Annotated in this window: 28 protein-coding genes and 1 tRNA gene; 18 read left to right on the top strand and 11 right to left on the bottom strand. The window is 62.3% G+C overall.

Annotated features, from left to right (window positions below):
• The first annotated feature begins 22 nt into the window (after nucleotides 1-22).
• The 3 genes from QZ564_RS12535 to QZ564_RS12525 all read left to right on the top strand — a co-directional run bounded on the left by QZ564_RS12535 (nucleotide 23) and on the right by QZ564_RS12525 (nucleotide 2,807).
• On the top strand, nucleotides 23-346 hold the full coding sequence (locus QZ564_RS12535) for a hypothetical protein (protein WP_297110237.1): 324 nt from the start codon (nucleotides 23-25) through the stop codon (nucleotides 344-346).
• 324 nt (nucleotides 347-670) lie between these two features.
• On the top strand, nucleotides 671-1,411 hold the full coding sequence (locus QZ564_RS12530) for a cytochrome c biogenesis protein CcdA (RefSeq protein ID WP_297110233.1): 741 nt from the start codon (nucleotides 671-673) through the stop codon (nucleotides 1,409-1,411).
• A 73-nt stretch (nucleotides 1,412-1,484) separates the two neighbouring features.
• Nucleotides 1,485-2,807, top strand: a complete 1,323-nt coding sequence (locus QZ564_RS12525; RefSeq protein WP_297110230.1) for a GNAT family N-acetyltransferase — start codon at nucleotides 1,485-1,487, stop codon at nucleotides 2,805-2,807.
• Here QZ564_RS12525 and radC read toward each other — a convergent pair.
• Nucleotides 2,793-3,515, bottom strand: a complete 723-nt coding sequence (gene radC / locus QZ564_RS12520; protein ID WP_297110228.1) for a DNA repair protein RadC — start codon at nucleotides 3,513-3,515, stop codon at nucleotides 2,793-2,795. The genes QZ564_RS12525 and radC overlap by 15 nt on opposite strands.
• Nucleotides 3,515-4,348 (bottom strand): type I methionyl aminopeptidase, encoded by an 834-nt coding sequence (gene map, locus QZ564_RS12515; protein ID WP_297110225.1) that lies wholly within the window; start codon nucleotides 4,346-4,348, stop codon nucleotides 3,515-3,517. The genes radC and map overlap by 1 nt, the downstream gene beginning before the upstream one ends.
• A 118-nt stretch (nucleotides 4,349-4,466) precedes the next feature.
• Between map and QZ564_RS12510 the strand changes: the two genes are divergently transcribed.
• The 4 genes from QZ564_RS12510 to QZ564_RS12495 all read left to right on the top strand — a co-directional run bounded on the left by QZ564_RS12510 (nucleotide 4,467) and on the right by QZ564_RS12495 (nucleotide 8,288).
• Nucleotides 4,467-5,240: a molybdopterin-binding protein gene (locus QZ564_RS12510; RefSeq protein ID WP_297110222.1), complete on the top strand. Its 774-nt coding sequence runs from the start codon at nucleotides 4,467-4,469 to the stop codon at nucleotides 5,238-5,240.
• A gap of 81 nt (nucleotides 5,241-5,321) precedes the next feature.
• On the top strand, nucleotides 5,322-5,819 hold the full coding sequence (gene gpt, locus QZ564_RS12505; RefSeq protein ID WP_297110219.1) for a xanthine phosphoribosyltransferase: 498 nt from the start codon (nucleotides 5,322-5,324) through the stop codon (nucleotides 5,817-5,819).
• Nucleotides 5,820-5,872: 53 nt separating this feature from the next.
• Nucleotides 5,873-7,579 (top strand): Hsp70 family protein, encoded by a 1,707-nt coding sequence (locus QZ564_RS12500; protein ID WP_297110216.1) that lies wholly within the window; start codon nucleotides 5,873-5,875, stop codon nucleotides 7,577-7,579.
• A gap of 28 nt (nucleotides 7,580-7,607) precedes the next feature.
• The gene (locus QZ564_RS12495; RefSeq protein ID WP_297110213.1) at nucleotides 7,608-8,288 is read left to right on the top strand and encodes a hypothetical protein; all 681 of its coding nucleotides are present in this window, start codon (nucleotides 7,608-7,610) and stop codon (nucleotides 8,286-8,288) included.
• Nucleotides 8,289-8,349: 61 nt separating this feature from the next.
• Here the strand turns inward: QZ564_RS12495 and QZ564_RS12490 are convergent, their stop codons facing one another.
• Nucleotides 8,350-8,934: a chemotaxis protein CheW gene (locus tag QZ564_RS12490; protein WP_297110210.1), complete on the bottom strand. Its 585-nt coding sequence runs from the start codon at nucleotides 8,932-8,934 to the stop codon at nucleotides 8,350-8,352.
• Between the two features lie 81 nt (nucleotides 8,935-9,015).
• Nucleotides 9,016-9,100: transfer RNA gene (locus QZ564_RS12485), tRNA-Leu, on the bottom strand.
• 77 nt (nucleotides 9,101-9,177) lie between these two features.
• Between QZ564_RS12485 and QZ564_RS12480 the strand changes: the two genes are divergently transcribed.
• Nucleotides 9,178-9,558 carry a RidA family protein gene (locus QZ564_RS12480; protein WP_297110207.1) on the top strand — a complete coding sequence of 127 codons (381 nt, stop codon included), beginning with the start codon at nucleotides 9,178-9,180 and terminating at the stop codon, nucleotides 9,556-9,558.
• Complete coding sequence (locus QZ564_RS12475) at nucleotides 9,558-9,842, top strand: hypothetical protein (protein ID WP_297110204.1); 285 nt, start codon at nucleotides 9,558-9,560, stop codon at nucleotides 9,840-9,842. The genes QZ564_RS12480 and QZ564_RS12475 overlap by 1 nt, the downstream gene beginning before the upstream one ends.
• A 3-nt stretch (nucleotides 9,843-9,845) precedes the next feature.
• Here QZ564_RS12475 and QZ564_RS12470 read toward each other — a convergent pair whose 3' ends face one another.
• Nucleotides 9,846-10,514, bottom strand: coding sequence for a pseudouridine synthase (locus tag QZ564_RS12470; protein ID WP_297110201.1), 669 nt, complete (start codon nucleotides 10,512-10,514; stop codon nucleotides 9,846-9,848).
• Nucleotides 10,515-10,591: 77 nt separating this feature from the next.
• Here QZ564_RS12470 and QZ564_RS12465 point away from each other — a divergent pair, with 77 nt between their 5' ends.
• From QZ564_RS12465 to QZ564_RS12450, 4 genes are all read left to right on the top strand, one after another.
• On the top strand, nucleotides 10,592-11,128 hold the full coding sequence (locus QZ564_RS12465) for a methylated-DNA--[protein]-cysteine S-methyltransferase (protein ID WP_297110198.1): 537 nt from the start codon (nucleotides 10,592-10,594) through the stop codon (nucleotides 11,126-11,128).
• 2 nt (nucleotides 11,129-11,130) lie between these two features.
• Nucleotides 11,131-12,018 (top strand): CHAD domain-containing protein, encoded by an 888-nt coding sequence (locus QZ564_RS12460; protein WP_297110194.1) that lies wholly within the window; start codon nucleotides 11,131-11,133, stop codon nucleotides 12,016-12,018.
• 4 nt (nucleotides 12,019-12,022) lie between these two features.
• The gene (locus QZ564_RS12455) at nucleotides 12,023-12,508 is read left to right on the top strand and encodes a CYTH domain-containing protein (RefSeq protein ID WP_297110192.1); all 486 of its coding nucleotides are present in this window, start codon (nucleotides 12,023-12,025) and stop codon (nucleotides 12,506-12,508) included.
• 81 nt (nucleotides 12,509-12,589) lie between these two features.
• Nucleotides 12,590-12,958, top strand: coding sequence for a DUF1622 domain-containing protein (locus QZ564_RS12450; protein ID WP_297110188.1), 369 nt, complete (start codon nucleotides 12,590-12,592; stop codon nucleotides 12,956-12,958).
• Here QZ564_RS12450 and QZ564_RS12445 read toward each other — a convergent pair whose 3' ends face one another.
• Together QZ564_RS12445 and QZ564_RS12440 are read right to left on the bottom strand one after the other, a co-directional pair.
• A complete protein-coding gene (locus tag QZ564_RS12445) occupies nucleotides 12,959-13,522 on the bottom strand; it encodes a gluconokinase (RefSeq protein ID WP_297110186.1) in 564 nt (187 codons plus the stop codon).
• Nucleotides 13,491-14,264 (bottom strand): SDR family oxidoreductase, encoded by a 774-nt coding sequence (locus QZ564_RS12440; RefSeq protein ID WP_297110183.1) that lies wholly within the window; start codon nucleotides 14,262-14,264, stop codon nucleotides 13,491-13,493. The genes QZ564_RS12445 and QZ564_RS12440 overlap by 32 nt, the downstream gene beginning before the upstream one ends.
• An 88-nt stretch (nucleotides 14,265-14,352) precedes the next feature.
• On the opposite strand from QZ564_RS12440, the gene QZ564_RS12435 reads away from it, so the two are divergent.
• Nucleotides 14,353-14,817: an SRPBCC family protein gene (locus QZ564_RS12435; protein WP_297110179.1), complete on the top strand. Its 465-nt coding sequence runs from the start codon at nucleotides 14,353-14,355 to the stop codon at nucleotides 14,815-14,817.
• 204 nt (nucleotides 14,818-15,021) lie between these two features.
• Complete coding sequence (gndA, locus tag QZ564_RS12430) at nucleotides 15,022-16,440, top strand: NADP-dependent phosphogluconate dehydrogenase (RefSeq protein WP_297110176.1); 1,419 nt, start codon at nucleotides 15,022-15,024, stop codon at nucleotides 16,438-16,440.
• Nucleotides 16,441-16,909: 469 nt separating this feature from the next.
• Here gndA and QZ564_RS12425 read toward each other — a convergent pair whose 3' ends face one another.
• From QZ564_RS12425 to QZ564_RS12410, 4 genes are all read right to left on the bottom strand, one after another.
• Nucleotides 16,910-17,392, bottom strand: a complete 483-nt coding sequence (locus QZ564_RS12425; RefSeq protein ID WP_297110171.1) for a GNAT family N-acetyltransferase — start codon at nucleotides 17,390-17,392, stop codon at nucleotides 16,910-16,912.
• A complete protein-coding gene (locus QZ564_RS12420) occupies nucleotides 17,370-18,707 on the bottom strand; it encodes an MFS transporter (RefSeq protein WP_297110168.1) in 1,338 nt (445 codons plus the stop codon). Before QZ564_RS12420 ends, QZ564_RS12425 begins: the two co-directional genes overlap by 23 nt.
• A gap of 87 nt (nucleotides 18,708-18,794) precedes the next feature.
• On the bottom strand, nucleotides 18,795-19,973 hold the full coding sequence (locus QZ564_RS12415; protein WP_297110165.1) for an FAD-dependent monooxygenase: 1,179 nt from the start codon (nucleotides 19,971-19,973) through the stop codon (nucleotides 18,795-18,797).
• A gap of 9 nt (nucleotides 19,974-19,982) precedes the next feature.
• A complete protein-coding gene (locus QZ564_RS12410) occupies nucleotides 19,983-20,228 on the bottom strand; it encodes a zinc-finger domain-containing protein (RefSeq protein ID WP_297110162.1) in 246 nt (81 codons plus the stop codon).
• Between the two features lie 130 nt (nucleotides 20,229-20,358).
• Here QZ564_RS12410 and QZ564_RS12405 point away from each other — a divergent pair, with 130 nt between their 5' ends.
• The 3 genes from QZ564_RS12405 to QZ564_RS12395 all read left to right on the top strand — a co-directional run bounded on the left by QZ564_RS12405 (nucleotide 20,359) and on the right by QZ564_RS12395 (nucleotide 23,415).
• The gene (locus tag QZ564_RS12405; RefSeq protein ID WP_297110159.1) at nucleotides 20,359-21,129 is read left to right on the top strand and encodes an alpha/beta hydrolase; all 771 of its coding nucleotides are present in this window, start codon (nucleotides 20,359-20,361) and stop codon (nucleotides 21,127-21,129) included.
• 81 nt (nucleotides 21,130-21,210) lie between these two features.
• A complete protein-coding gene (gene cysE / locus QZ564_RS12400) occupies nucleotides 21,211-22,041 on the top strand; it encodes a serine O-acetyltransferase (protein WP_297110156.1) in 831 nt (276 codons plus the stop codon).
• Between the two features lie 486 nt (nucleotides 22,042-22,527).
• Nucleotides 22,528-23,415, top strand: coding sequence for a DUF4357 domain-containing protein (locus QZ564_RS12395; RefSeq protein ID WP_297110154.1), 888 nt, complete (start codon nucleotides 22,528-22,530; stop codon nucleotides 23,413-23,415).
• Nucleotides 23,416-23,548: the final 133 nt, after the last annotated feature.

Here is a 23,548-nt window from a genome sequence, read left to right as displayed (position 1 = left end):
GCTTTCCGACCGGAGCCATGCCATGCGCAAGACATCGTTTCTCAATGCCCGACAAGCCCAGGCGCATGAGGCCCTGTTTGTGCGGCTGTGTGCGCTGCTCGATCAGCTCAAACCCCTCGGTGCCAAGCATCCGGAGGCGCCGGTTTCGCCCGTCGTGACGCGGCTCGCTACCGAGATGCTGGGCGCGGTCGCCTGGTTCGCCGGGCAAAGGCGGGCCAGGGCTGCGCCGGCCGCCGACCTCGCAGGGCTCGTCATGCAATTGACCGAGGCGCGGGCCCAGCTTGAGCATTTTGAAGCCCAGCACAGCGCCTGGCACAAGGACCAGAACGCCCATGTGTGGCTATAGCGGAACGGGACCGCGCCGATCCGGCGCCTGCGTCCGCACACCACCAAGCCGCCGCGCCGTCAGGTTGATCCGAAGGTGCGCAATATCCGCCAGGAACTGGAGCGGCGCATCAACGCCATCACCAAGGGGCTGCCCATGGTTTGAATGGTGGCGGAGCAGGGTGGCGCCGTGGCCAGGATCGGCCCAGACTAAAGCAGATTTCGCGCATGCCCACCCCCGTGGTTCAAGCGAAGATGGCCTTCACGTCCGCGCGATGCGGCCAAGCGGCTCATTGCCTTTGCGGGCAAGGGCGCTAAACAGGGTCGCGACTATGGAGCGTCTGACGTGGAATTCTCCCTGCCCCTCGTGATCGGCGCTGGTGTGCTGAGTTTCCTCAGCCCCTGTGTGCTGCCGTTGGTGCCGCCCTATCTCACCTATATGAGCGGGGCGAGCTATGACCAGTTGCGCGCCGAGGCCGTATCCGGCTCGCCGGGGCGGCTGACCGGCCGCGTGGCGCTCACCTCCATCTTCTTCATTCTCGGCTTTTCGATCGTCTTCGTCACCCTTGGCGCCACCGCCACGGCCTTCGGGCAGGTGTTCCGCCAGCTGTTGCCGATCCTCACGCCCATTGCCGGCGTCGTCATCATCGCCATGGGCCTGCATTTTCTCGGCATTTTCCGGATTGGCCTGCTCGACCGGCAATTGCGCCACAATGGTCCCGGCGTGGCCTCCGGTCCCCTGGGCGGGTTTCTGCTCGGTCTTGCCTTCGCCATTGGCTGGACCCCCTGTATCGGCCCGGTGCTGGCCGCCATCCTCTCGGTCGCGGCCAGCCGCGATACGGCCTGGGAAGGCGCTTCGCTGCTCGGGCTCTATTCGCTGGGCCTTGGCATCCCCTTTTTCCTCGCCGGTATCGCCATCGGACCCTTCCTCACCTTTTTCAACGGTTTCAAGAAACATCTGGGTACTGTGGAAAAGATCATGGGTGGGTTGCTTGTGCTGACCGGGTTTTTGTTCATTACCGGCAACTTCACGCGCATTTCCTACTGGTTTCTCGAGACCTTCCCGGTCCTCGCCACGTTCGGGTAATTGGGAAATTTCCGGTCGGGAGCCGGAGTTTTCAGCCGGCAATTAACCCTCTTCACGATTTCGAGAGCTTGAGGTGTTTCCTCTGCATCCTGTTCAGGGGCAATTTACCCATCGCAGCCAGACTGAGATCGATTTCGGGGCAGAGACCAAGACCGTGACCGTAAACACGCAGCCCATCGTCACTGCGGTGGATGAGATCGCCGGGGAGGCAAGCAGCCGTTTGGCCATGTCCGTTGTCGCGCGCCGTGCGATATCTGTGCGGGTCACCAGCGACATTGCAGAAGTCGAACCGGTTTGGCGCCAGTTCGCCGCGGCCGGTTTGGAATCTCCGGGGCAGAGCTACGATTTCATCCGGCTTTGGCTCAAGGATCGCGATATTCCCCAATCGGCGCAGAGCTATGTGGTCGGCGAGGTCGACGGGATGCCGGTGGCCCTGCTGCCTCTGCACCGCAAGCGGGTGCATGGCGTCAGTCTCTATACCTGGTTCCCTGGTCCGCAGGCTGGTTGCTATGCACCACTGGCCGATCACGACCGGCTGGAGGCCCTGGGCGAATCCGGACGCCTGGCCCTGTGGCAGGCAATGATCGGTGCCCTCGAGGGCGCCAGTCTCGTCTATCTCCGTTCGGTGCCGACGCGCATCGGCGCACGGGCGGGCCTGTTCGACGAACTGGGCAGCATGCTGGCGGTGGAAACGCTCTATCGCGCCGAATTTTCCTCCTGGACGCAGTGCGACAGCGAGCAGCGCAGCCGTTCGCGCCGCAAGCATGATCGGCAGCAGGGTGATCGTCTCGCCGCTTTGGGGGAGGTGGGCTTTGAGGAAATCACTGATCTCGACACCGCCCACGCCGCGCTGGACATCATGTTCGCGCAGCGCTCCGCCCGCTTCCGGGCCCAAGGCATTCGCGATGCCTTTGTGGCCGATGATCTGATCGGCTTCTACCATGCAACGCTCGAACCCGGTTCCGGGCTCGATGTGCGCCTGCACGTATTGCGGCTCGACGGCAACATCGTCGCCGTGCGCTACAACATCGTGCATGGCGACCGCATGTTCTGTCTCATTTCCTCCATGAGCGATTGCAACCGCATTCAGTCCGGTTCGCCCGGCAAGCAATGCCTGTTGCGGGTCATGCAGACCGTGTTCGACCAGGGGATCACCATGTTCGACATGGGCTCGGGTTTCACCGATGAGAAGCGGCACTGGTGCAATGTGCAGATCCCGCTGCGCCAGCATTATGTCGCGCTGACCCCGTTCGGCGGACTGGTGATCATGGGGCATCAGAGCTTTCAGCGCCTGCGCAGCTGGGCCAAGGCCAATACGACCATCAAGTCGTTCATACGCTCGGCCTGCCAGTTCCGGGACCGCCTGCTCGGCCGCCTGCCGTCAGATCAGCTTTAGCCCGCGCAGCGAGGCATGGCCGGATTTGCCCACGATGATATGGTCGTGCAGCACAATGCCCTGCGGCCGGGCGATATCGGCAATCTCATTGGTCATCCGGATATCGGCCGAGGACGGCGCCGGATCGCCTGAGGGATGGTTGTGCACCAGGATCAGCGCAGTGGCCGACAGCTCGAGTGACCGCTTGATCACCTCACGCGGATAGACGGGCGTGTGGTCCACCGTCCCGGTCTGCTGCACCTCGTCGGCGATCAGCCGGTTTTTCTTGTCGAGGAACAGGATGCGGAACTGCTCGATCGATTCATAGGCCATCTGGCTGCGGCAATAGTCGATCAACTGGCTCCATGAGGAGAGGATCGGCTTTTCGGTGTCGATGCGGTCCCGGCCGAAACGGGCGGCCACCGCCTGGATGACCTTGAGATGGGCAATCGATGTCGGGCCCAGCCCGTCGATCTTTTCCAGCCTGGCCTGGCTGGCGTTGAAGACGCCCGAAAATGAACCGAATTCCCGCAGCAGCGTCTTGGCCAGTGCCTTGGTGTCCTTGCGGGGAATAGCCATTTGCAGCGCCAGCTCGAGCAGCTCGTAATCCTGCAGCGCGTCACCGCCGAGCTTGAGGAATCGTTCGCGGACGCGCTGGCGATGTCCGGCATGATCGGAAGCGGCGGGTGCCTGCAGGGCCTCGGCGAATTCGTCGGGCCTGCGGTTCATCACGCGCTCCGGCTGGCAAGAGGATTGAACAGGCCGGCGGGGGAAAGCGTGAAGACCTCGCAGCCGGTTTCGGTGATGCCGATGGAATGCTCACACTGGGCAGAAAGCGTCCGGTCGCGGGTCACCGCGGTCCAGCCATCGGCGAGGATTTTCACATGCGGGCGGCCCAGATTGATCATCGGCTCGATGGTGAAGATCATCCCCGGCTTGAGCGGGACGCCGCTGCCGGGTGTCCCGAAATGCAGGATATTGGGCTCGTCGTGGAACAAGCGGCCCAGACCGTGCCCAACAAAATCCCGCACCACGCTCATGCGCTCGCCCTCGGCAACCGCCTGGATGGCCGCGCCGATATCGCCGGTGGTATTGCCCGGCTTGGCGGCAGCGATGCCGGCCTCCAGGCTCTGGTAGGTGACCTCGATGAGCCGCTCGGCCTTTCGCGAGATTTCGCCTACTGGATACATGCGGCTCGAATCGCCGTGCCAGCCGTCCAGCACCAGGGTCAGGTCGACATTGACGATATCGCCATCCCGCAGCGGCCGCTCGTCGGGAATGCCGTGACAGACCACATGGTTGATCGAGGTGCAGACCGAATGCCGGTAGCCCTTGTAAAACACCGTCGCGGGAACGGCACCGTTGTCGCGGGCGAATTCATAGGCCACGCGGTCGATCGTGGAGGTGGGTACACCGGCTTCCACGAAGGGCGTCAACTCGTCGAGCGCCCTGGCCGTCAAGGCTCCGGCGCGACGCATGCCCTCAAAGCCTTCCGCGCCATGCAGCGGAATGACGCCGGCGGTGCGGCGGGCTTTGGTGGTGGCGTCGACATAGGTAATCATCAATCAGGTCTCCTAGGCTCGCAAAATAGGAGTTTAATCCGATCAAGGGAAGGGCGGTGAACCGTTGACTCGGCGCTGGCGTAGAGGCATCCACAACTGCCCCACGGAAAGAACACCGATGACCCAGCACGACACACGCGTAACCGCCGGCATGATTGTCATTGGCGACGAAATCCTGTCCGGACGCACCAAGGACGTGAATATCGGCGCCGTGGCGGATTTCTGCACCGATCTCGGCATTGATCTGACCGAGGTGCGCATTGTCTCGGACGACATGGACGCCATTGTCGAGGCGGTTAACGCGCTGCGCGCCCGTTATACCTACGTCTTCACCTCCGGCGGCATCGGTCCGACCCATGACGACATCACCGCCGATGCGATTGCCAGGGCCTTTGGTGTCGCCCTGCCGATCAATGCCCAGGCCCGCGCCATGCTGGAAAGCCGCTGGAAGCAGACCGGCACCGAGGTGAACGAGGCCCGGTTGCGCATGGCCCGGATTCCAGAGGGTGCCGATCTCATCGTCAACTCGGTGTCCGCCGCGCCCGGCTTTCGTATCGGCAATGTCCATGTCATGGCCGGTGTGCCGGTCATCATGCGCTCCATGCTCGAAGCGCTCGCGCCCACGCTCAAGGGCGGCAAGAAGGTCGCGTCCATCACTATCAAGGCAGCGGTGGGCGAGGGGACTGTTGGCGGGCCGCTGGGCGCCCTGCAGGCCGAATATCCCGACGTCAAGATGGGGTCCTATCCGCAGATGGGCAGGGATCGCGTCATGACCGAACTGGTCTTGCGCTCGTCCGACGAGGCGCGCCTGGCCGAGGCGGCCGAGAAGGTGCGTGCCATGGTGGCCGCCGCCCATGAAAAGGCCGGTGTTGCGCCGCCCGACGCAGAATGATTGGCCTTTCGGCCGTGCTTTGCTAATCACCACTCCAATACCAAGCATTTCGGGGCGCCGCCCCACCAGGAGACAGTGCCCGTGACCAATCCGAACCAGAAGTCCTTTCCCGTCACCTGGGACCAGTTCCACCGCGACAGCCGGGCGCTGGCCTGGCGCCTGGCCAGCATCGGCCCCTTCGACGCCGTGGTGGCCATCGCCCGTGGTGGTCTCGTTCCGGCGGCCATTGTGGCGCGCGAACTCAATATCCGCACGGTCGAAACCGTTGCCGCCAAAAGCTACGACCACCAGAACCAGAGCGGCATTTCCATTCTCAAGGAAATCAGCCAGCCGGTCTTCGACCTCGCCAAGAAGGGCGGCAAGATCCTCATCGTCGATGACCTCGTGGACACCGGCAACACCGCCCGCGTGGTCCGCGACATGCTGCCCGGCGCCCACTTCGCCACAGTCTACGCCAAGCCCAAGGGCCGCGACATGGTCGACACCTTCATCACCGAAGTCAGCCAGGACACCTGGATTTTCTTCCCCTGGGACCTCGACGTCGCGTACGTGGCGCCAATCAGTGGTGGGACGGACTGAGGTTTGCTGTTCGCGCTCGACCGTCCCAGCCACTGTTGATTCTGAGAGGCGTCATGCCCGGACTGCCGGTAGGTATAGACTTGGGAACCACCCACTCGCTTCTGGCGGTTCTGGAAGACAGCGGGCAGGTCAGGCTCGTGGAGGGCGCTGACGGCTCTGTACTGACCCCTTCGGCGGTTGGAATTTCTGACGAGGGAAGACTCTTGGTGGGGATGGCTGCCCATCCGCGTAGACTTACCCATCCGGAGAAGACACAGGTGCTGTTCAAGCGACTGATGGGGACCGCGAAGGAACTTCGCTTGGGGAGCAAGACCTACAAGGCCGCCGATATGGCGGCTTTTGTTTTGCGCAAACTGAAAGACGACTTCGATGCGTCCTATCCGAACGCAGAGATTGAGCACCTTGTAGTTTCGGTTCCTGCTTACTTTTCATCGGCGCAGCGTGAGGCGACCCTGCTGGCTGCGGAACTTGCGGGGCTGCCAAGGCCACGGCTCATCAACGAGCCAACCGCTGCGGCTTTGGCATATGGGCTACAGGATCGTGAAGGAGAGGGTACGTTTGTCATTCTAGACCTTGGTGGCGGGACTTTCGACGTCTCCATTGTCGAAATGTTCAACGGAGTCATGGAAGTGCGATCAAGTGCTGGCGATACCCGGCTTGGCGGCGAAGATTTCACAGAGGTGATTGCTCAGCGGATGAGTGAGCATCTTGATCTGGACTGGAAATCTATCTCTATGGGTGACGCGGCTCCGCTGATGACTAGTGCGGAGGCTCTCAAACGTCGGTTGACTGAAGCTGAGGTGGCTGAAACTACGCTGCCGGTGAAAGGCGGCGTCCGGTTCGACCTTTCTCGTGCCGAGTTCGAAGACGCCTGCGCGAACCTGATGATTCGCCTCCGGCGCCCGATCGATCAATGTCTTTACGATGCGGGCCTTACGGCTGAGGAAATCGACCGCGTGATTTTGGTGGGTGGGGCGACCCGAATGCCCATGGTCAGAGCCCTGGTCACTCGCATGCTGAAGAGGTTCCCGGAAACCGGTATTAATCCAGACGAGGTTGTAGCTCAGGGCGCCGCTGTGCAGGCTGGGCTGGTCGCACGTAACCAGGCCCTGTCAGACTTGGTAATGACTGATGTTGCTCCGTATTCGCTGGGCATCAACAGCCGCTTTGAAACGCCCAGCGGTGTGGTTGAGAATGCTTTTGTACCGATCATAGAAAGAAGCACCGTGTTGCCCGCGTCCAGGGTACGTCAATTCGCAACCGTCACGGACCGGCAGACCAAGATCGACTTTGGCGTCTTTCAGGGGGAGTCGCCAATTGCTGCGGAGAACGCTCGCATTGGGTCGGGAGTGGTTAAGGTGCCTCCTGGGCCAGCCGGGGCTGAGGCTATCGATGTCCGCTTCTCCTACGACACATCCGGCCTCCTGCATGTCGGTGTTACGGTGATCTCGACAGGCCAGAAGACAGAAATGGTCATTGAGGGTAGCGCCAGGCATCTTTCGGCTCATGAGAAACAACGACGGTTACGAGAACTTGAAGCACTGATGGCTCATCCGAGAGACGAGGCCATCAACATTGCAGTGTCGGAGCGCCTTAAGGCGCTTTATGCAATGCTGCTTGGTGATGAAAGGGAAGCCGTTAGGGAACTTGTCGCTTACTTCGAAGGAGCTTTGTCAACACAGGATCCGAGGCGCATAGCCGCCGCTCGAGACGAGGTTGAAAGGGCGGCCATGCGATTGGAGGGAAGTTTTGTACGCTAGCCACCAGTCACCCTGGGCTGTGCTCGGCGTGGATATCGACTCCACTGAGAAGCAGGTACGCCAAGCGTACGCTACCAAACTAAAGCAACTCGATCTCGCTGTGGATGGCGAGGCCTTCGAAGCTCTCCGCTTTGCATACGAACAAGCCCTGCTGGTTGCCAAAAGGCAGGCTCGCAACTCGTCCACCTTGGCGGAGTATCGGAATGTTGGAGAGCCGTCCGCCGGAGACGCGATGGCCCCGCTCCCGGCAACCGGTGCCGTCGCCAGTCATGTCACTCGGGCGCAGGCCGTGTTCAGTGCAATGAACCAGCTTGTCGTGCAACGGAACTATTCCGTCTCTGAGTGGCGAAGTGTTCTGAATAGTCCTCTACTGGATCCGCCTGAGGTGAGTGCCTACTTTGAGTTCGCTCTGATAGACGCTCTATGCGAGAACGAACTGAAGTCAACCTACACGCTATCTGCAGGGCCGGATTGGCTTAGACTTATCGAAGATCGCTACGCATGGATTGCGGATGGTTTGCGCTTTTCGCGGTTGTTTCCCAACCACTCGGATCTCAGGGATGCCCTTGTTGACTTGGCGAGGCCGCGACCGGTTCGAGCGATTGAGATGCCCGAGAGCACCAGAAAATGGCGCGTTCATCCCTTCGTGATACTCTTGGTGGTCACGGTTTTGGGAAATCTGGCCAGGGAGTTCTTGGCAGGTCGATAGTCGAAGAAGACCAGTGCGATTGGAATGACCTTCAAGTTGGCAGGGAGCCCAGCTGTCGCCCTCAATCAATAAAGACCAACTCCACCTGATCGAGGTCGGAGGCGCCATCGTCGTCCGTCGGCACCTCGGAATGAGTGGCTTGAGCACCACCAATCTCCACCGCATTGGTGCGCACGATTTCCTCGTCGAGGATCGCCACCAGGGTTTCGCCATGCCGGGCGATGCCCGCTAGGAACCGCGCCGCCGAGCCTTCGATCTGGGGCACCGGCAGAATGTCGGCGGCATTGACATCAACGATGTCCGAGACGCTGTCCACCAGCAGCCCCATATCGTGGCCCGTGACCTTGAGGACCAGGATCACCTTGCCTTCGTGCTGCGTCTGGCGTTCGGCCGAGCAGCCGATGCGCAGCGCCAGGTCGTGAACGGGCACGACGCGACCGCGGATATCGATGACGCCGAGCACATCAGGCTTCTGGGCCGGCAGGGGCGTCACCGGGCTCCAATTGCGGATCTCGCGCATCGACATGATGTCGATGCCGAAATTCTGCCCGGCGCAGGAAAAGGTGATGAACTGGCGCGCTTCGGCGCTGATGCCTTCACCGGGTGGAGTTTCGAACTGGTCCAGTTCCTGTGACAGGGCCGACATTGCAACGCCTTACTCAATACATTTGGGCGTTCATGGCCCTTGGGCATCATTGTCGGAAAAGGTTGCCGTCAGCTTAGCGGCTGGTGCGGGCGGCGGGGATCGAACCCGCAAGGCTAGCGCCGAGGGATTTTAAGTCCCTTGTGTCTACCAATTCCACCACGCCCGCTTGGCTCGGCCGCCCGTGTTTGTCACAAGGCATTGGCCAAGACAATTGTACTCAGACGATTCTTCCCAGGAGGCCAGATGATCGAACGCATCGAAACCGGCATCGCGCCGTCCTCGGCGCCTATCAATGACGCGGTCCGCGCCGGCAAGCATCTGTGGCTGGTGGCCATAGCCGAAGACCCTGTCAGCGGCGAGATCGTTGAGGGTGGTATCGAGGCACAGACCCGGCGATGTCTCGACAATCTCGAGATCGCGTTGAAAGCCGCCGGCGGGAGCCTGCGCAATCTGGTGATGGTGCAGATATTTCTCACAGACAGCGCCGACGCGGCCGGCATGAATGGGGTCTATCGCGAATATTTCACCGAGCAGCCTTTTCCCGTTCGCGCCACCGTGGTGGTCAAGGAATTGCTGGCGAAGGGCCTCAAAATCGAGATCACCGCCACCGGAGTGCTCGACTGATGCTGCTCAAGCGTGACCTTCTCGAAGATATCAAGGCTGGCAAGGTCGATCTCATCTTCCGCCGCTGGAATCGCCCCACGGTCAAGGCGGGCGGCACGCTCAAGACCAAGCTGGGCCCGCTCTCGATCAAGGCGATCACCGATATGTCGCCCGACGACGTCACAGAAGCCGAGGCGCAGCGCGCCGGGTTCAAGGACGTCGCCGATTTCCGCCGTTGGCTCGATTCCATGAAGCAGGGTGAACTGTTTCAGCGCATCGAGGTGGGGTATCAGGGTGAGGATTAGACCCTAGAACGGCGTCGGCGCCACGAAGGTGGTGAACACTTCCGTCGTGGGATGGGTGAAGCCCAGTTCGGCCGCGTGCAATTGCAGCCGATCAGCCGCGGCCAGTGCCTCGCCTTCGGCATAAAACGCATCGCCCAGAATCACATGGCCGATGGCCTTCATGTGAACCCTCAACTGATGGGTGCGCCCGGTGAGCGGGATCAGCCGCATTCGCGTGGCGTTGTCCTCGCGCTCGATCACGTGCCATTCGGTCTGCGCCGAGCGGCCGTGGTCGTAGTCGACCTTCTGGCGTGGCTTGTTGAGCCAGTCGGTGGCCAATGGCAGGTCGATCAGGCCGCTATCCTCCGCGATGATGCCGGAAACGCGCGCGATGTAGCTCTTGGTGGTCTTGCGGTGCTCGAACTGGCTGCCGATGCGGCCATGGGCGCGTTTGTTGAGCGCCAGCACCAGAACGCCCGAGGTGTCCTTGTCGAGCCGGTGGCACATGCCGGCGCCCGGATAGGTTTGGCGGGCCCGATATTCAATGCAGTCCCACAGGCTCGGATCCTTGCCCGGCACGCTGAGCAATCCGGACTGCTTGTTGACCACCAGAATGTCCTCGTCGACGTGCAACACGTCGAGATAGGGCTCCATGGGCGGAAAGTAGTCTTTGAGCGTGGGCATGGCGGGCATGCGCTGCCTCTATCAGACAATGCCTGCTTTGACCAAGGTTCTTGGCAGGGCCGGGCCAGGCAGCATAACTTGCCTGCATGGAAACGGTGACCTTCGAAACGGCATTGGGATTGTTCGGCCTTGGCTGGAGCGAACGCGGCCTGGCCCGCGTCTTGCTGCCGGACACCTCGCAGAAGGCCATGCTGGAACGGTTGGAGCGGGATGGAGCCCGGCCGGGCGAGCCCACGCGAATGATCAGCGGCCTGATGGATCGGATCGAAGACTATGCGGAGGGCATCGAGGTGGATTTTGCCGATGTGCCACTCGACCTGGGCGCAGTCCCCAGCTTCCACCGGCGCGCCTATGATCTGCTGCTTCAAATTCCGTGGGGCCGCACGACGACCTATGGCGCGCTGGCGCGGGATCTGGGTGATCCAGGCCTGGCTCGCGCTGTGGGGCAGGCGATGGGTGCCAATCCCATTCCGCTCGTCATACCCTGTCATCGCGTCTTGGCCAGCAATGGCAAGCCGGGCGGCTTTTCCGCGCCGGGTGGCACGGTGACCAAGGTGAAAATGCTGGCGATGGAAGGCGTCAATGTCGGCACGCCCGCCGGCCAGTTGAGCTTTGGGTTCTAGCCATGGCCTATGCGTTCAAACGGCCGGACAGAGTGGCAGACCAGGTTCGGGAGATTGCCGCTGAACAGGTCGACAAGGCCATCGAAGCCATTGTGGCCAGCGACGATTTCGATGTGACCGTGCATGGCCTGCGCCGGTCCTGCAAGAAACTGCGCGCCCTGCTGAAGCTTGTCAGGCCGGTGTTCGCCGACTACGCGTTGGAGAATGCTGCGATCAAGGCCATTGCGGACCGGTTTTCGGTGGCGCGCGACGCGGCGGTCATGGTCGAGACCATCTCTGCCATCATTGCCGGGTCTAGCGGTCGATTGGCTGCCGATGGCGCCGAGCCGGACAGGCTGGCTGGCCGATTGCGGGCCCGCGCAGGACATTTGCGGGAGCAGATGGGCGAGGCCGAGCTGCTGGCGCTGGCCAAGGCTGACTTCGAGCAGGTGCGCGAGCGCATCGCCGGCTGGCGCTTCGATGCCTCGGGCATCGAGATCGTGCGACCCGGCCTAGCCAAAGCCTATCGGCGCTTCCGAAAGGGGCTGGCGGCGGTGCGCCGATCGCCCGATGGCGAGACCGTCCATGAGTGGCGCAAGGCAGCAAAGGTCTGGTGGTACCAAATGCGCCTTTACGAGCGCACCGCACCCGCCGTTTTGGAGAATCTGGTTGCCCAGCTCGACACGCTGGGCGAGATGCTCGGGGATCATCACAACCTGACCGTCCTGGCCGACTGGATCGTGTCTTCGCGGGGGCCGGGCGAGGGCGCGTCTGAATCCCTGCTCGTGGAAATTACCGAGCGCCAGAACGAGCTGGTCACACAAGCCCTTGCACTCGGGCGGCAATTGACGGCGGAACGGCCGCGCACTGCTGCGGATCGCTTTAGTGCCTATTGGCAGCTTCTGGGGTAGGGCCATGGCCGAGGAGATCGAGCGCAAGTTTCTGGTTTCGGACGATAGCTGGCGGCAGGAAGTCACCAGCAGCAAGCGCCTGGTGCAGGGCTATCTCTCCAGCAATGCCAAGGCCACCGTGCGCATTCGCATCGCTGACGACAGCAAGGCCGTTCTGACGCTCAAGGGGCCCACCGACGGCATCAGCCGCGCCGAGTTCGAATATGTGGTGCCGCTTGAGGATGCGCGGCAGATGCTGGCGCTGGCACGGCCCAATGTGGTCGAGAAGGTCCGTCATCTAGTCCCGCACGCTGGACTGACCTGGGAAGTGGACGTGTTCGAAGGCGCCCATGCCGGACTGGTCATGGCCGAGGTCGAGCTGGAAGCGGAGGATCAGGCCGTCGATCTTCCCGATTGGGCCGGCAGGGAAGTCAGCCATGACGACCGTTATGCCAATGCGAGCCTGGCGCGGGTGCCGGGCGTCCCTACTGTTGACCCTGACATGGCGTGAGCCACTATTGCCCCAAGCCCAACGCGGTGGATCGCTCCGGCGGCTGTCGCGTTGACCCAGCAGATCAGGCAAGGGGGAAGCATGTCCGGAGATCTGCTGTTTATCATTGTGCGCACGGTGGAATGGTTCGGAATCGCCATCATCGTGCTTGGACTGATCGTCGGAACCGCACGGTTTCTGATGCAGTTGCGCGATCGCGATGTCCATGACCGGTTCCGCACCTATCGCGCCGATATTGGCCGTGGCATCCTGGTGGGACTGGAGGTGCTCGTTGCCGCCGACATCATTGCCACCGTCGCCATCGAGCCCACATTGAACAGTCTGGCGGTGCTGGCCGGCATCGTGGCCATTCGCACCTTCCTCAGTCTGTCGCTGGAGGTCGAAGTCTCGGGGCGCTGGCCCTGGCAGCAGACGCATGCCGAGGTCCGGCAGCGCCAGCAGTCGCGCTAGTCACTGCCAGCGCTTGAAGGATTTGACGTCTCCCAGCGCACTGATGACGGTGCGGACGATCTTGTCGACGCTGTCGGTCACCGGCACCGGCAGCACATTCTCGGTTTCCGGGTCCGGGACCTCGAGCGTGGCGAACTGGCTGTCGAGCAGGCTCGTCGGCATATACTCATGCTTCCGCTTGGCCATACGCTCGCCGATCACTTCGCGGCTGCCGTCGAGATAGATAAACAGCACGGGTTCGCCGGCCTTCTCGGCAATGAAATCCCGGTAGGACCGTCTGAGCGCCGAACAGGCGCCAATGGCGATGTCTTTTTTCTGCGCGGCCTGTTTTAGGGCCGCGGTCAGCGCCTCCAGCCAGGGCCAGCGATCCTCGTCGGTCAGCGGCGTGCCGGCGCGCATTTTCTCGACATTGGCTTGTGGGTGATACTGGTCGCCATCGAGAAAGGGCGCATGCAGGGCCCGGCCCAGCGCCGCCCCGACGGTGGATTTGCCCGATGAGCTGACGCCCATCACGATAACGATGCGGGCCGGTTCAAACGACCGCTGTGAAGGCGCCGTCGACATAGAGAATGTGTCCGTTCACGAAACTGGAGGCGTCAGAAGCGAGGAAGATTGCGGCCGGACCAAGCTCCTTCACCTCGCCCCAGCGGCCCATAGGGGTGCGCTGCTTGACCCAGCCGTCAAAGGCCGCGTCGGCGATCAGGGCCGCGTTGAGTTCGGTTTTGAAATAGCCCGGTGCAATGGCGTTGACGTGCAGGCCGCGTGGCGCCCAATCCGCCGCCATGCCCCGTGTCAGATTGGCGATGGCCGCCTTGGCGGCGCCATAGGGCGCGGCGGTTGGCCGGGCATGATTGGTCAGGATCGAACAGATGTTGATGATCTTGCCCCTGCCGCGCGCCAGCATGTGCTGGGCGACGGCCTTGCTCACCGAAAAGGTCGAGACCACATGGGCGCTCAGCATGGCTTCGAAGTTTTCGTGGCTATAGGTCTCAAGCGATCCACGAATTTGCATACCGGCATTGTTGACGAGAATGTCGATGGGACCGATATCGCGCTCGCAGTGCGCAATGGCCTCGGCAACGCTGTCGGGACTGGTCACGTCAAAGGCCAGCGCTGACACCGTCGCACCGGTGTCGGCCAGGTCCGCAGCGGCCTTGCCCAGCGCCACTTCGTCCCGGCCGTTGAGCACCAGTTCGGCGCCGGCCTCGGCCAGTGCCGTCGCCATGGCCAGGCCCAGCCCACGGCTGGACCCGGTCACCAGGGCCCGCCGGCCAGTCAGGTCGAAAAGCGAGGCAATGGCGTTCATGCTTGGCGTGACCTTCTCACTATGGCACCGTTCAACAAGGGTGTTAGTCGAGCGTCAGCTTGTATGCAAGGCGAGGGAGGGGAGAGCCATGGCCCTGGAATATGATACGAGCATCGTGATCGATCTGCCGCGGGACAAGGTCATTGAGCTGTTCGACAATCCGGACAACCTGCCCAAATGGCAGAAGGGATTGCAGATCTTCGAACCCATATCGGGGGAGCCCGGGCAGGTTGGGGCGCAATCCAGGCTGGTCTATCTGATGGGCAGTCGGCGCATGGAAATGGTCGAGACCATCACAAGGCGCGACCTGCCCGACGCCTTCGACGGCACCTATGATGTCGAGGGCGTGCACAACGTCGTCGAAAACCGTTTCTCCGAACTCGGTCCGGATCGCACCCTCTGGGAAAGCCATAATGTCTTCGAGATGAAGAGCCTGATGATGAAGGTCATGGCGCTCCTGCTTCCCGGCATGTTCAAGAAGCAGAGCCAGAAATATGCCGAGGACTTCAAGGCCTTCGCCGAGCGCGGCGTGGACGTCCGGGACGCAGGCTGAGCTGGCTCCGGGTCGTCGGGCTCAAGCGCCCGGGTCATTGCCGCAAGCATTGAAGAACGGTCCTATCTTCCATACAAGGTGTGCGTTCTGGCCGGAAATTGTGTAATCCGCCCTTCCTTCGGCGCGCGGATTGTGGTCATTTCCCGCCGCGTGCCCCCCATGCGCATGGGATGAACACGAGATAATTTGAGAAGGACTGTTTGTATGTCGACAGCAGATATCGGCCTTATCGGCCTGGCGGTCATGGGTTCGAACCTTGCCCTCAACATCGCCGAGAAAGGCTACACTGTTGCCGTTCACAATCGTTCGGCCGGCCGCATTGATGAACATATGGCCGATGCCAAGGCCCAGGGTCTGGATGGCAATACCATCCCGAAATATGACCTGGCCGAGTTCGTGCAGGCCGTGAAGGCGCCGCGTTCGATCATCATCATGGTCAAGGCCGGCCAGCCGGTCGATGACATGATTGAGCAGTTGCTACCCCATCTTTCTCCGGGTGATGCCATCGTCGAATGCGGCAATTCGCTGTTTACCGATACCCAGCGCCGCTTTGACTATCTCAAGCCCAAGAATATCGGCTATCTCGGCGTCGGCGTGTCCGGCGGTGAAGAGGGTGCCCGCCATGGTCCATCGATCATGGTCGGCGGCTCCAAGGAGCAGTGGCACAACGCCGAAGCGGTCCTGACCGCCATTGCCGCCAAGTTCAACGGCGAAAGCTGCTGCGCCTATCTCGGCGAAGGCGGCGCCGGCCACTTCGTCAAGACCATTCATAACGGCATCGAATATGGCGACATGCAGATGATCGCCGAAGTCTATGGCGTGATGCGCGATGGTCTTGGCATGTCCGCCAAGGAATGCGCCGACGTGTTCAAGGAATGGAACAAGGGCCCGCTCAATTCCTATCTCATCGAAATCACCGGCCATGTGCTCGACGCCGTCGACGATCAAACCGGCAAGCCGCTGGTCGAGCTGATCCTCGACAAGGCGGGCCAGAAGGGCACCGGCGTCTGGTCCGCCATTGTCGCCCAGCAGATGGGCGTGCCCGCTACCGCCATTGAGGGCGCCGTCGCCGCCCGCTCCATCTCCTCGCGCAAGGCCGAGCGTGTCGCTGCTGAAGGCATTTATGGCAAGCCGAACCGCGCCAAGACCGACGCCACCTTGGCCGATCTCGAAAAGGCGCTGCTGGCCGGGAAGATCGTTTCCTATGCGCAGGGTTTTGCCGTCATCGCCAAGGCCTCCGAGGAGAACGGCTGGGCGCTGCCGCTGGCCACCATCGCCAAGATCTGGCGCGCTGGCTGCATCATCCGCTCGCGTTTCCTGGATCAGATGTCTTCGGCCTATGAAAAGGGCGAGGCGGTCAATCTGCTGGTCGTGCCCGATTTCGTTGAGATCATGAAGGACAGCCATCCGAGCCTGCGCAAGGTCGTGGCCGCCGCCGCCATCGGCGAGTTCCCGATGATCTGCCTTTCGGCGGCACTGAGCTATTTTGACAGCTATCGTCAGACCCAGGGCACCGCCAACCTCATCCAGGGCCAGCGCGACTTCTTCGGCGCCCATGGCTTTGAAATCGAAGGTCGCGGTACCGATCTGCACGGCACCTGGCCGTCAACGCTGGGGAAATAAGGCCCATCGCCAATGACTAAAAAGCCCCGCTTCGGCGGAGCTTTTCATGTCCGGAAAGATTGCCGCGCTGCCGAGTGGCGGCGGTCCGACGGCCCACTTATCCCCGCACCCTAAATCTCCTGCATAATCCCCTCATTCCTCTCGCGATAGGGCGGCCTGCAGCGACCAGTGGCGGGAGGGAAAGCCGGGCATGGGGCAGTCGCGTGCCGTCATGGTCTGGGGGTCGGCGGGTGAGAGTTCGCGCCTGCTGCTGGATTAATCACCAGCAGCTGAAGGCGGGCGCCCTAGGGGCGGTCGTGCCGGACAGCTCGCCAAGTTATCCCCTATCGAGAAATCCCGGCGTTCCCGAGACGGCTTTCGTCTCATTTTTTAGTTTCAGGGACGGCAGCCGTCTCGGGACTCCGCTCTTGTCTCACAACCGCAGGCGCAGGGCGTCGTGCGGATATCGGTGCAGCAGGCAGCGATGATGTCAGAGCGCCCGAAACATCACATAGGCGTCCACGAAGCCATGGGTTGGATGGTCAAAGGCGCCGGGGAGCGTTCCCACGATGGCAAAGCCCAGGGACTGCCAAAGATGGACGGCGGCCTCATTGGTCGAGACCACGAAATTGTATTGAATGCCCTTGAAGCCAGCCTCGCGGCAGTAGTCGATGGAATGGCTGCACAAGGCGCGGGCGATGCCGCGGCCGCGTGCAGCGGCTGCAGTCATGTAGCCGCAATTGGCGATGTGGCTGCCGCCCCCCTGCTGGTTGGGCCGCACATAGCTCGCTCCCAGGATGGTGCCGCCATCCTCGGCGACAAAATTGACCTTCTCGGTGGAGGCAAAATAGGCGCGGGCCACTGCCTCATCGCCATCGCGGGGCAGGGCGAAGGTTTCGCCGGCGCGCATGATGGGTTCGATAATGGCCCAGAGCTGCGGCCAGTCGGCGTCAGTGGCGCGGCGGATGTGCATCGTCTTCGTCCTCTTCGATCGGCGCCACGCGCACCTGTCCGGGTGGCGGCACCTCCGGAGCATGGGGGTGGTCGGCAATGCTCGGGCGCCGGCCCAGCTCGAACCGCCAGGCGGCAATGGCAAAGATGATCAGCGCGAGGATGACGGCAATGCCGCAGGCCACGAAGGGCGCACCGGGGAAATAGTGATCGGAAGTGGGTGTCGTGGTGTAATAGGAAAAGATCTGCGTGGCCCCGAGCGGCCCGATGATCGTGGCCAGCGAGCTGGCGGCGTTGACCGCGCCCTGCAGTTCCCCCTGGCTGTTGTCCGGCACCTGTCGCGAGAGCACACCATTGATGGCCGGTGGAGCCAGGCCGCTGACGCAACCGATCGCGATGAACAGATAGAGCTGATAGACATCGGCCGAAAAGGCGATGCCCGCAAAGGCGACCGCTGCTGCCAGCAAGCCGATGATGCCGACGGCGGGTTCGCCCATTCCCCTGGCAAGCGGGCCGGCGAGAACGGCCTGGCTGAAAGCGAAGCCGATCCCGAAGGCTCCCAGCGTACGCCCGATCGTCGAGGAGGAGAATTCGAAGACCTCAACGGTGAAATAGCTGAAGATCGTGGGCAGCGCCTGGGTGGCCAGCTGCAGGAAGAACAGCACGGCCAGCAGCCAGAGAACCGACGAATATTGCCGCAGCGCCAGGACGGCACCCAGCGGGTTGGCGCGGCGGATATTGAACTTGCGCCGGTTGGATTTGGGCAGGCTCTCGGGCAGCACAAACAGGCCGAACAGGAAATTGGCAAAGGCCAGCCCCGCCGCGGCAAAGAAGGGCACGCGCGGACCGATTTCGCCCAGCTCGCCGCCGATGACCGGGCCGATGATGAAGCCCAGGCCGAAGGCCGCTCCGATCAGTCCGAAGCGGTGGGTGCGTTTGTGGGGCGGGGTGATGTCGGCCATATAGGCGGTCGCCGTCGCCAGGGCGGCCCCCGCAATGCCCGCTATGATCCGGCCGACGAACAGGTACCAGACAAAGGGGGCGATCGACATCATGAGATAGTCGAAGGTCAGGCCCAGCAGCGAGAGCAGCAGCACGGGCCGTCGCCCGAACCGGTCGGACAGATTACCCAGGACCGGGGAAAACACGAACTGCATGAAGGCATAGGCAAACACCAGATAGCCGCCAATCACTGCTGCCTCGGCCACGCTGCCGCCGGTCAGCTCCTCGAGCAGTTCTGGCAAGACCGGCACAATTATCCCCACCCCGATCATATCGATCAGAATGGTGATCAGAATGCAGATCAGGGTCAGGCGAGAACGAGTCGCAGCTTGCATGCGGTGGGTGTTACCTTCTTCTTTGTTCCACCGGAATGGTGCGATGCAATTGACACGGCCCGGGCCGTCAAGGCAAGGCCGGTGCCGTCAGGCCCCCGGGCCATCCCCCACGTCATGGGCATAGACCCAGTCGAGCCGTCTCAGATGGGCCCTGGGGCCCTGCAGCCGCATGACCGCGTCGCGCGCCATGCTCAGCGGCCAGGCCATATGAAATATGCGTCCATTCTCCGCCGACAATGCGGCAACCCGCCGGATCCGCGGCTTGCGCAGTTCGGCATAGCGGGACATGGCGGTTTCGGCCGTTTCGGTTCCAGCCAGAAGCGGCGCAAGCGTTGCCGCGTCCTCTATGCCCATGGCGGCACCCTGCGCCTGGAAAGGGACCATGGCGTGGGCGGCATCGCCGATAATGCCGATATTGCCTTGGTGCCAATCCGGCGCATCCACCGTGTACATTGGCCACGGCGTCCAGCCGTCTCCGGCCGCACCGAGTATGGTGCTCACACGCTGGCCTGGGCGCGCCGGTCGCGGCTGCTCGCCGTCTTTGGGCATCCCACCGGGCATGAAAAGCGCCAGGTTGACCTGCTTGCGGTGCGGCAGGGGATAGCAGACCAGGTGAAAGCCACTGCCAAAAAAGACCGACACCCGGTCCAGCGCGATCTGCCCGGCCATCGAATCGACCGGCACGAGGCACCGCCAGGCGATCCGGCCACGGAATTGTGCCGCCGGCCCCTCCAGCACGGAAAGCCGAGTCTGGGAGTGCACGCCATCAGCTCCAATAAAGCCATTGGCGCGCACCGTCCGGCTCTGCCCGTCGGCCTCGTCGATCGCCACGGTCACTCCTCGCGCATGGGTGACGACGTCCCAGCTGCGCACGCCGAACAGGATGTCGATATTGGCAAAGCGCCGGCAGGCCTTGCAGAGCACGTCGGCCAGGTCCGCGCGGTGCATCACCGCGTAGCGGGCGCCGAAGCGCTCGCGCATGATGGCGCCCAGCTCCATGCTGATCAGCGGATGCTGGTGGCCTTGCGGATAGATGTCGAGTGCGTTTGGCTCAAGGCTGACCCGGTCCAGGGCCTCGCCAAGACCAAGCCGGTCCAGGATACGCCGCGCGTTGGGACTGATCTGCAGTCCGGCGCCGAACTCCTGGATCGTGTGGTTGCGCTCCAGCACCACGACGGTGGCGCCGAACTTGGCCAGCGCGAGCGCCATGGTCATCCCGGCAATGCCGGCGCCTGCGATTACGTAGCTGCGGCCCGAGGCGGGCATGACATCAACTCAGGCGGCGTGTGCCTCGAAGATGGCAGAAGCCGGGTTGGCCTGGCCCTCGCCCAGTTCGGCCTTGAAGATATAGAGCGTGGAGCAATAGGGGCAGACGATCTCGGTGTCCTTGCCCATGTCCAGGAACACGTGCGGATGATCGAATGGGGGCAGGGCGCCGACACACTGGAATTCCTTGGAGCCGATCTCGATGCTGCGCAGGCCTTCAGTGTTGTGGAAATGCGGGGTCGCGCCGTGTGCCATGGTAGGAACCTGGGGTGGTGTTTGATTTGGCGCGACCATAGCCAAAGCCCCTTGTCAAGAAAAGGGCAAAGGGGTGCTTGATTTTGCGGCGCGAAGCCGCAACACCCGAAGCAAACCAGAGAGGACATTCATGCCCAGCTTTACCAGTTCCGGTCTCTCGCTTGCCTACGATATCGCCGGAGACGGGTTTCCGGTTCTGCTCGTCCATGGCTTTGCCTCGAGCGGCAAGGTCAACTGGGTCGAGACGGGCTGGGTCGAGACCCTGGTTGGCGCAGGTTATCAAGCGATCACGCTCGACAATCGCGGGCATGGCCAATCGGACAAGCCCCATGACCCCGAACTCTACTATCCCACGCAGATGGCGGAGGACGCCATCGCGCTGCTTGACCACTTGGGAATCGAGCGGGCCGTCGTTCTGGGCTATTCGATGGGCGCGCGCATCGCCGCCTTCATGGCCTTCAATCATCCCGAGCGCGTTGTCGCGGCCATATTTGGCGGCATGGGCATGAATCTGATTAACGGACTGACCGATGGCAACGACATCATCGCCGGGCTGCGCGCGCCCGACCTTTCGGACCTGAAACATCCGACCGCCCGCCAGTTCCGTATCTTTGCCGATCACACTGGCTCCGACCGGGAGGCCCTCGCGGCCTGCATGGAAACGTCACGACAGCCTATGGCCAGGGCCGATGTGCGGCGGATCGAGGTCCCGGTATTGGTGGCAGTGGGCGAAGCAGACGACATGGCTGGCGGTCCAGAGGCCTTGGCGGAGTTGCTTCCGAAGGGCGAGGCACTTGTCATCCCCAAGCGCGACCATATGCGCGCGACTGGAGACAAGGTCTTCAAGGCTGGGACGCTGGACTTCCTCCAGCGGCAAATGTCAAATCTACCGGCTTCGTGAACCAATCAGCCAGCTTTGGCTTTGAACCGGAAGGCGATCTGGCTTATATCGTCACTTATCGATGAAGCGGGGACACGCGACATGAGCGGCAACGCCAAGAAATCCGCCCAGATTCAGGCAGTGGATCCGGTCTGGGAGGCCGTGCGCGCGGGGGCGAAACAGGTATTGGACAATGAGCCATTCCTGGCCAATCTGGTCCTGTCGACCGTCCTCAATCACGAAACCCTGGAAGAAGCGCTGGCCCATCGCCTGGCGACGCGTCTCGATCACGAGGATGTTTCGGCCGACATGATCCGCCAGGCGTTCGAGGAAACGCTTCGGGATCACCCTGAAATCGGACAGGCCGCCCGTGTCGATCTTGCGGCGACGCTCGAACGCGATCCGGCTTGCCATCGTGCCATTGAGCCGCTGCTCTACTTCAAGGGTTATCAGGCCATCCAGACCCACCGTTTTGCGCACGCCATGCATAAAAGTGGGCGCCGGGACTTTGCATTGTACCTGCAGAGCCGTTCAAGCCAGGTATTCCAGGTCGACATCAACCCTGCCGTTCCGATGGGCAAGGGCGTCATGCTGGATCATGGCACAGGGCTCGTTATCGGCGAAACCGCCGTCGTCGGCGACAATGTCTCGCTATTGCAGAATGTGACCCTGGGCGGCACCGGCAAGGCCGATCAGGATCGCCATCCCAAGATCGGCAATGGCGTGTTGATCGGTGCAGGCGCCAAGGTGCTGGGCAATATCAAGGTCGGGGACTGCAGCCGCGTCGGTGCCGGTTCCGTTGTCCTAAAGGATGTGCCGCCGCGGACCACCGTTGCCGGCGTTCCAGCCAAGGTCATCGGCGAGGCGGGGTGTGCGCAGCCGGCGCTGGTGATGGACCAGATGGTATTGGTCCACGATAGGGTTGCGGACTGACTTTCCAGACCAGTCCTCGATCGAGAGAGTGTCTGAACAACAGGCCAAGGTCTAGGTACGACTACAAGCCTTGATACCAGAGGCCGTTTTCTCCTGTTAACCATGAGCTCGAATTGATCTGGAACGAAGGCAGAACCTTGTGCAGTGTGCTTGATGCCGGATCGATGAACGATTCGGACTGGCCGGGTCGCTTCGCATAAGAAGCGGCCGCCGATCCGCGCCAACGGACCGACGGCCTGACCACATCAACCTGATCTAGCAGGTGCAACATGGCTGAGGCCAATCCTAGCGGGACGCGCGTCCTGCACAATCGCTGCCGCTTCCCGGCAGTCGCTTTTCCCCATCCGATCGAGATTGAGACGGCTCCCCTGGCGCTGACGTGGCGCGCGCCCTAGCGGCATCCGCCCCTTTCGTCCGTTCTGTCAGTTTCCTTTCCTGTTCGTGTTGACGCGGTGTCCGGTCCTGGATCCGCGTGGGAGCGCCTTAGTGTCTTTTCTCTCCATGTCCCCCCGTTTTTCTTCTGTCACCTTTTACGGTGATGACACCAATCCCCTGGTGCCGGCAGTGCTGCATGTCCCCGGTCCACGCCGCGCCGAACTGGCGCGCCTGCGCGTCACCGGACCGGCCGTCTATCTGGCCTTTTACGATGATGAACGGGCCTATGTCGGTGTATCGAGCCGCTATTCGGCCCGTGCCGGGGAAAGCCCGCATCTTGATGCCTATGGAGCGGTCCAACACCTCTTCGTCATTACCGAGGCCGAGGATCGCTGGAGCCTTGGCGATGCCCAGGCGGCCGAGCGCATAATTTGGGAAACCCTCAACGAAGTCGCGGGCTTTGCCACCATCGGCCTCATCCCGCGCGGTGCGCCGCTGGCCGAGCGCTACGGGAAAGTGCGCGCGTTTTGTGGTCGCGCCCTGCAGATCGTTGCCAGCACCGGTCATGTGCTGACCACGATCCCGGAGAGGGCCCTCCTGGCCGGCGCAACGAGCAATGGCGATATTCTCGGGGATGATTTTGTCGGCGTCCACAATGGCACGCTCTATGGCTTCACCGGCAAGGAGATTGAAGCCCAGGCGGTTGAGACCGACGAAGGCGAATGGGTGCTGCTGCGCGGCAGCCAGATTTGGTCGACCCCGGTCCCTTCCGCCGGACAGCTGGTCCGGGTGCGCCTGGAAAGCCTGCTCTATGCCGGGTGCCTGCGTCCCCATGAAAGCGATCCACGCCTTCTGGTGACGCGCCGGGACTTGAGCTTTTCCACCGCCAGCGGGGTAGCCCTCTTTGTTGCCGGCTCGAAAGGCTTTGGTCCGGCGGCCTGGAAACGCCTCTGCGCGGTGCGCAACGGCATGCCTGGCCCGTTGCCGCGCCAGCCCTAGGCCAGGTCAGCTAGGGGAGCCTCTTCCAAGGGCTCCTCCGCATCCCCTTCTATCTCCCCTTTTTTGAACGCCGCCCGCAGCCCCGGCGCGGCGCCCAGGATCATCATGTCCGCTATTCCCGACGATTTTGCCT

It is taken from the genome of uncultured Devosia sp., assembly GCF_913055165.1.
Lineage (GTDB): Bacteria > Pseudomonadota > Alphaproteobacteria > Rhizobiales > Devosiaceae > Devosia.
The sequence above is the reverse complement of the archived record's forward strand: the minus strand, read 5'-3'. Positions and strand labels throughout refer to the sequence as shown.

Bases quoted from the DNA above. Each gene is read 5' to 3' on its own strand.
- QZ564_RS12535 (WP_297110237.1), top strand. From the start codon at position 23: ATGCGCAAGACATCGTTTCTCAATGCCCGACAAGCCCAGGCGCATGAG.
- radC (WP_297110228.1), bottom strand. From the start codon at position 3,515: ATGAACCGCAGGCCCGACGAATTCGCCGAGGCCCTGCAGGCACCCGCC.
- map (WP_297110225.1), bottom strand. From the start codon at position 4,348: ATGATTACCTATGTCGACGCCACCACCAAAGCCCGCCGCACCGCCGGC.
- QZ564_RS12510 (WP_297110222.1), top strand. From the start codon at position 4,467: ATGACCCAGCACGACACACGCGTAACCGCCGGCATGATTGTCATTGGC.
- QZ564_RS12500 (WP_297110216.1), top strand. From the start codon at position 5,873: ATGCCCGGACTGCCGGTAGGTATAGACTTGGGAACCACCCACTCGCTT.
- QZ564_RS12490 (WP_297110210.1), bottom strand. From the start codon at position 8,934: ATGTCGGCCCTGTCACAGGAACTGGACCAGTTCGAAACTCCACCCGGT.
- QZ564_RS12480 (WP_297110207.1), top strand. From the start codon at position 9,178: ATGATCGAACGCATCGAAACCGGCATCGCGCCGTCCTCGGCGCCTATC.
- QZ564_RS12475 (WP_297110204.1), top strand. From the start codon at position 9,558: ATGCTGCTCAAGCGTGACCTTCTCGAAGATATCAAGGCTGGCAAGGTC.
- QZ564_RS12470 (WP_297110201.1), bottom strand. From the start codon at position 10,514: ATGCCCGCCATGCCCACGCTCAAAGACTACTTTCCGCCCATGGAGCCC.
- QZ564_RS12465 (WP_297110198.1), top strand. From the start codon at position 10,592: ATGGAAACGGTGACCTTCGAAACGGCATTGGGATTGTTCGGCCTTGGC.
- QZ564_RS12460 (WP_297110194.1), top strand. From the start codon at position 11,131: ATGGCCTATGCGTTCAAACGGCCGGACAGAGTGGCAGACCAGGTTCGG.
- QZ564_RS12455 (WP_297110192.1), top strand. From the start codon at position 12,023: ATGGCCGAGGAGATCGAGCGCAAGTTTCTGGTTTCGGACGATAGCTGG.
- QZ564_RS12450 (WP_297110188.1), top strand. From the start codon at position 12,590: ATGTCCGGAGATCTGCTGTTTATCATTGTGCGCACGGTGGAATGGTTC.
- QZ564_RS12445 (WP_297110186.1), bottom strand. From the start codon at position 13,522: ATGTCGACGGCGCCTTCACAGCGGTCGTTTGAACCGGCCCGCATCGTT.
- QZ564_RS12440 (WP_297110183.1), bottom strand. From the start codon at position 14,264: ATGAACGCCATTGCCTCGCTTTTCGACCTGACTGGCCGGCGGGCCCTG.
- QZ564_RS12435 (WP_297110179.1), top strand. From the start codon at position 14,353: ATGGCCCTGGAATATGATACGAGCATCGTGATCGATCTGCCGCGGGAC.
- gndA (WP_297110176.1), top strand. From the start codon at position 15,022: ATGTCGACAGCAGATATCGGCCTTATCGGCCTGGCGGTCATGGGTTCG.
- QZ564_RS12425 (WP_297110171.1), bottom strand. From the start codon at position 17,392: ATGCACATCCGCCGCGCCACTGACGCCGACTGGCCGCAGCTCTGGGCC.
- QZ564_RS12420 (WP_297110168.1), bottom strand. From the start codon at position 18,707: ATGCAAGCTGCGACTCGTTCTCGCCTGACCCTGATCTGCATTCTGATC.
- QZ564_RS12415 (WP_297110165.1), bottom strand. From the start codon at position 19,973: ATGCCCGCCTCGGGCCGCAGCTACGTAATCGCAGGCGCCGGCATTGCC.
- QZ564_RS12410 (WP_297110162.1), bottom strand. From the start codon at position 20,228: ATGGCACACGGCGCGACCCCGCATTTCCACAACACTGAAGGCCTGCGC.
- QZ564_RS12405 (WP_297110159.1), top strand. From the start codon at position 20,359: ATGCCCAGCTTTACCAGTTCCGGTCTCTCGCTTGCCTACGATATCGCC.
- cysE (WP_297110156.1), top strand. From the start codon at position 21,211: ATGAGCGGCAACGCCAAGAAATCCGCCCAGATTCAGGCAGTGGATCCG.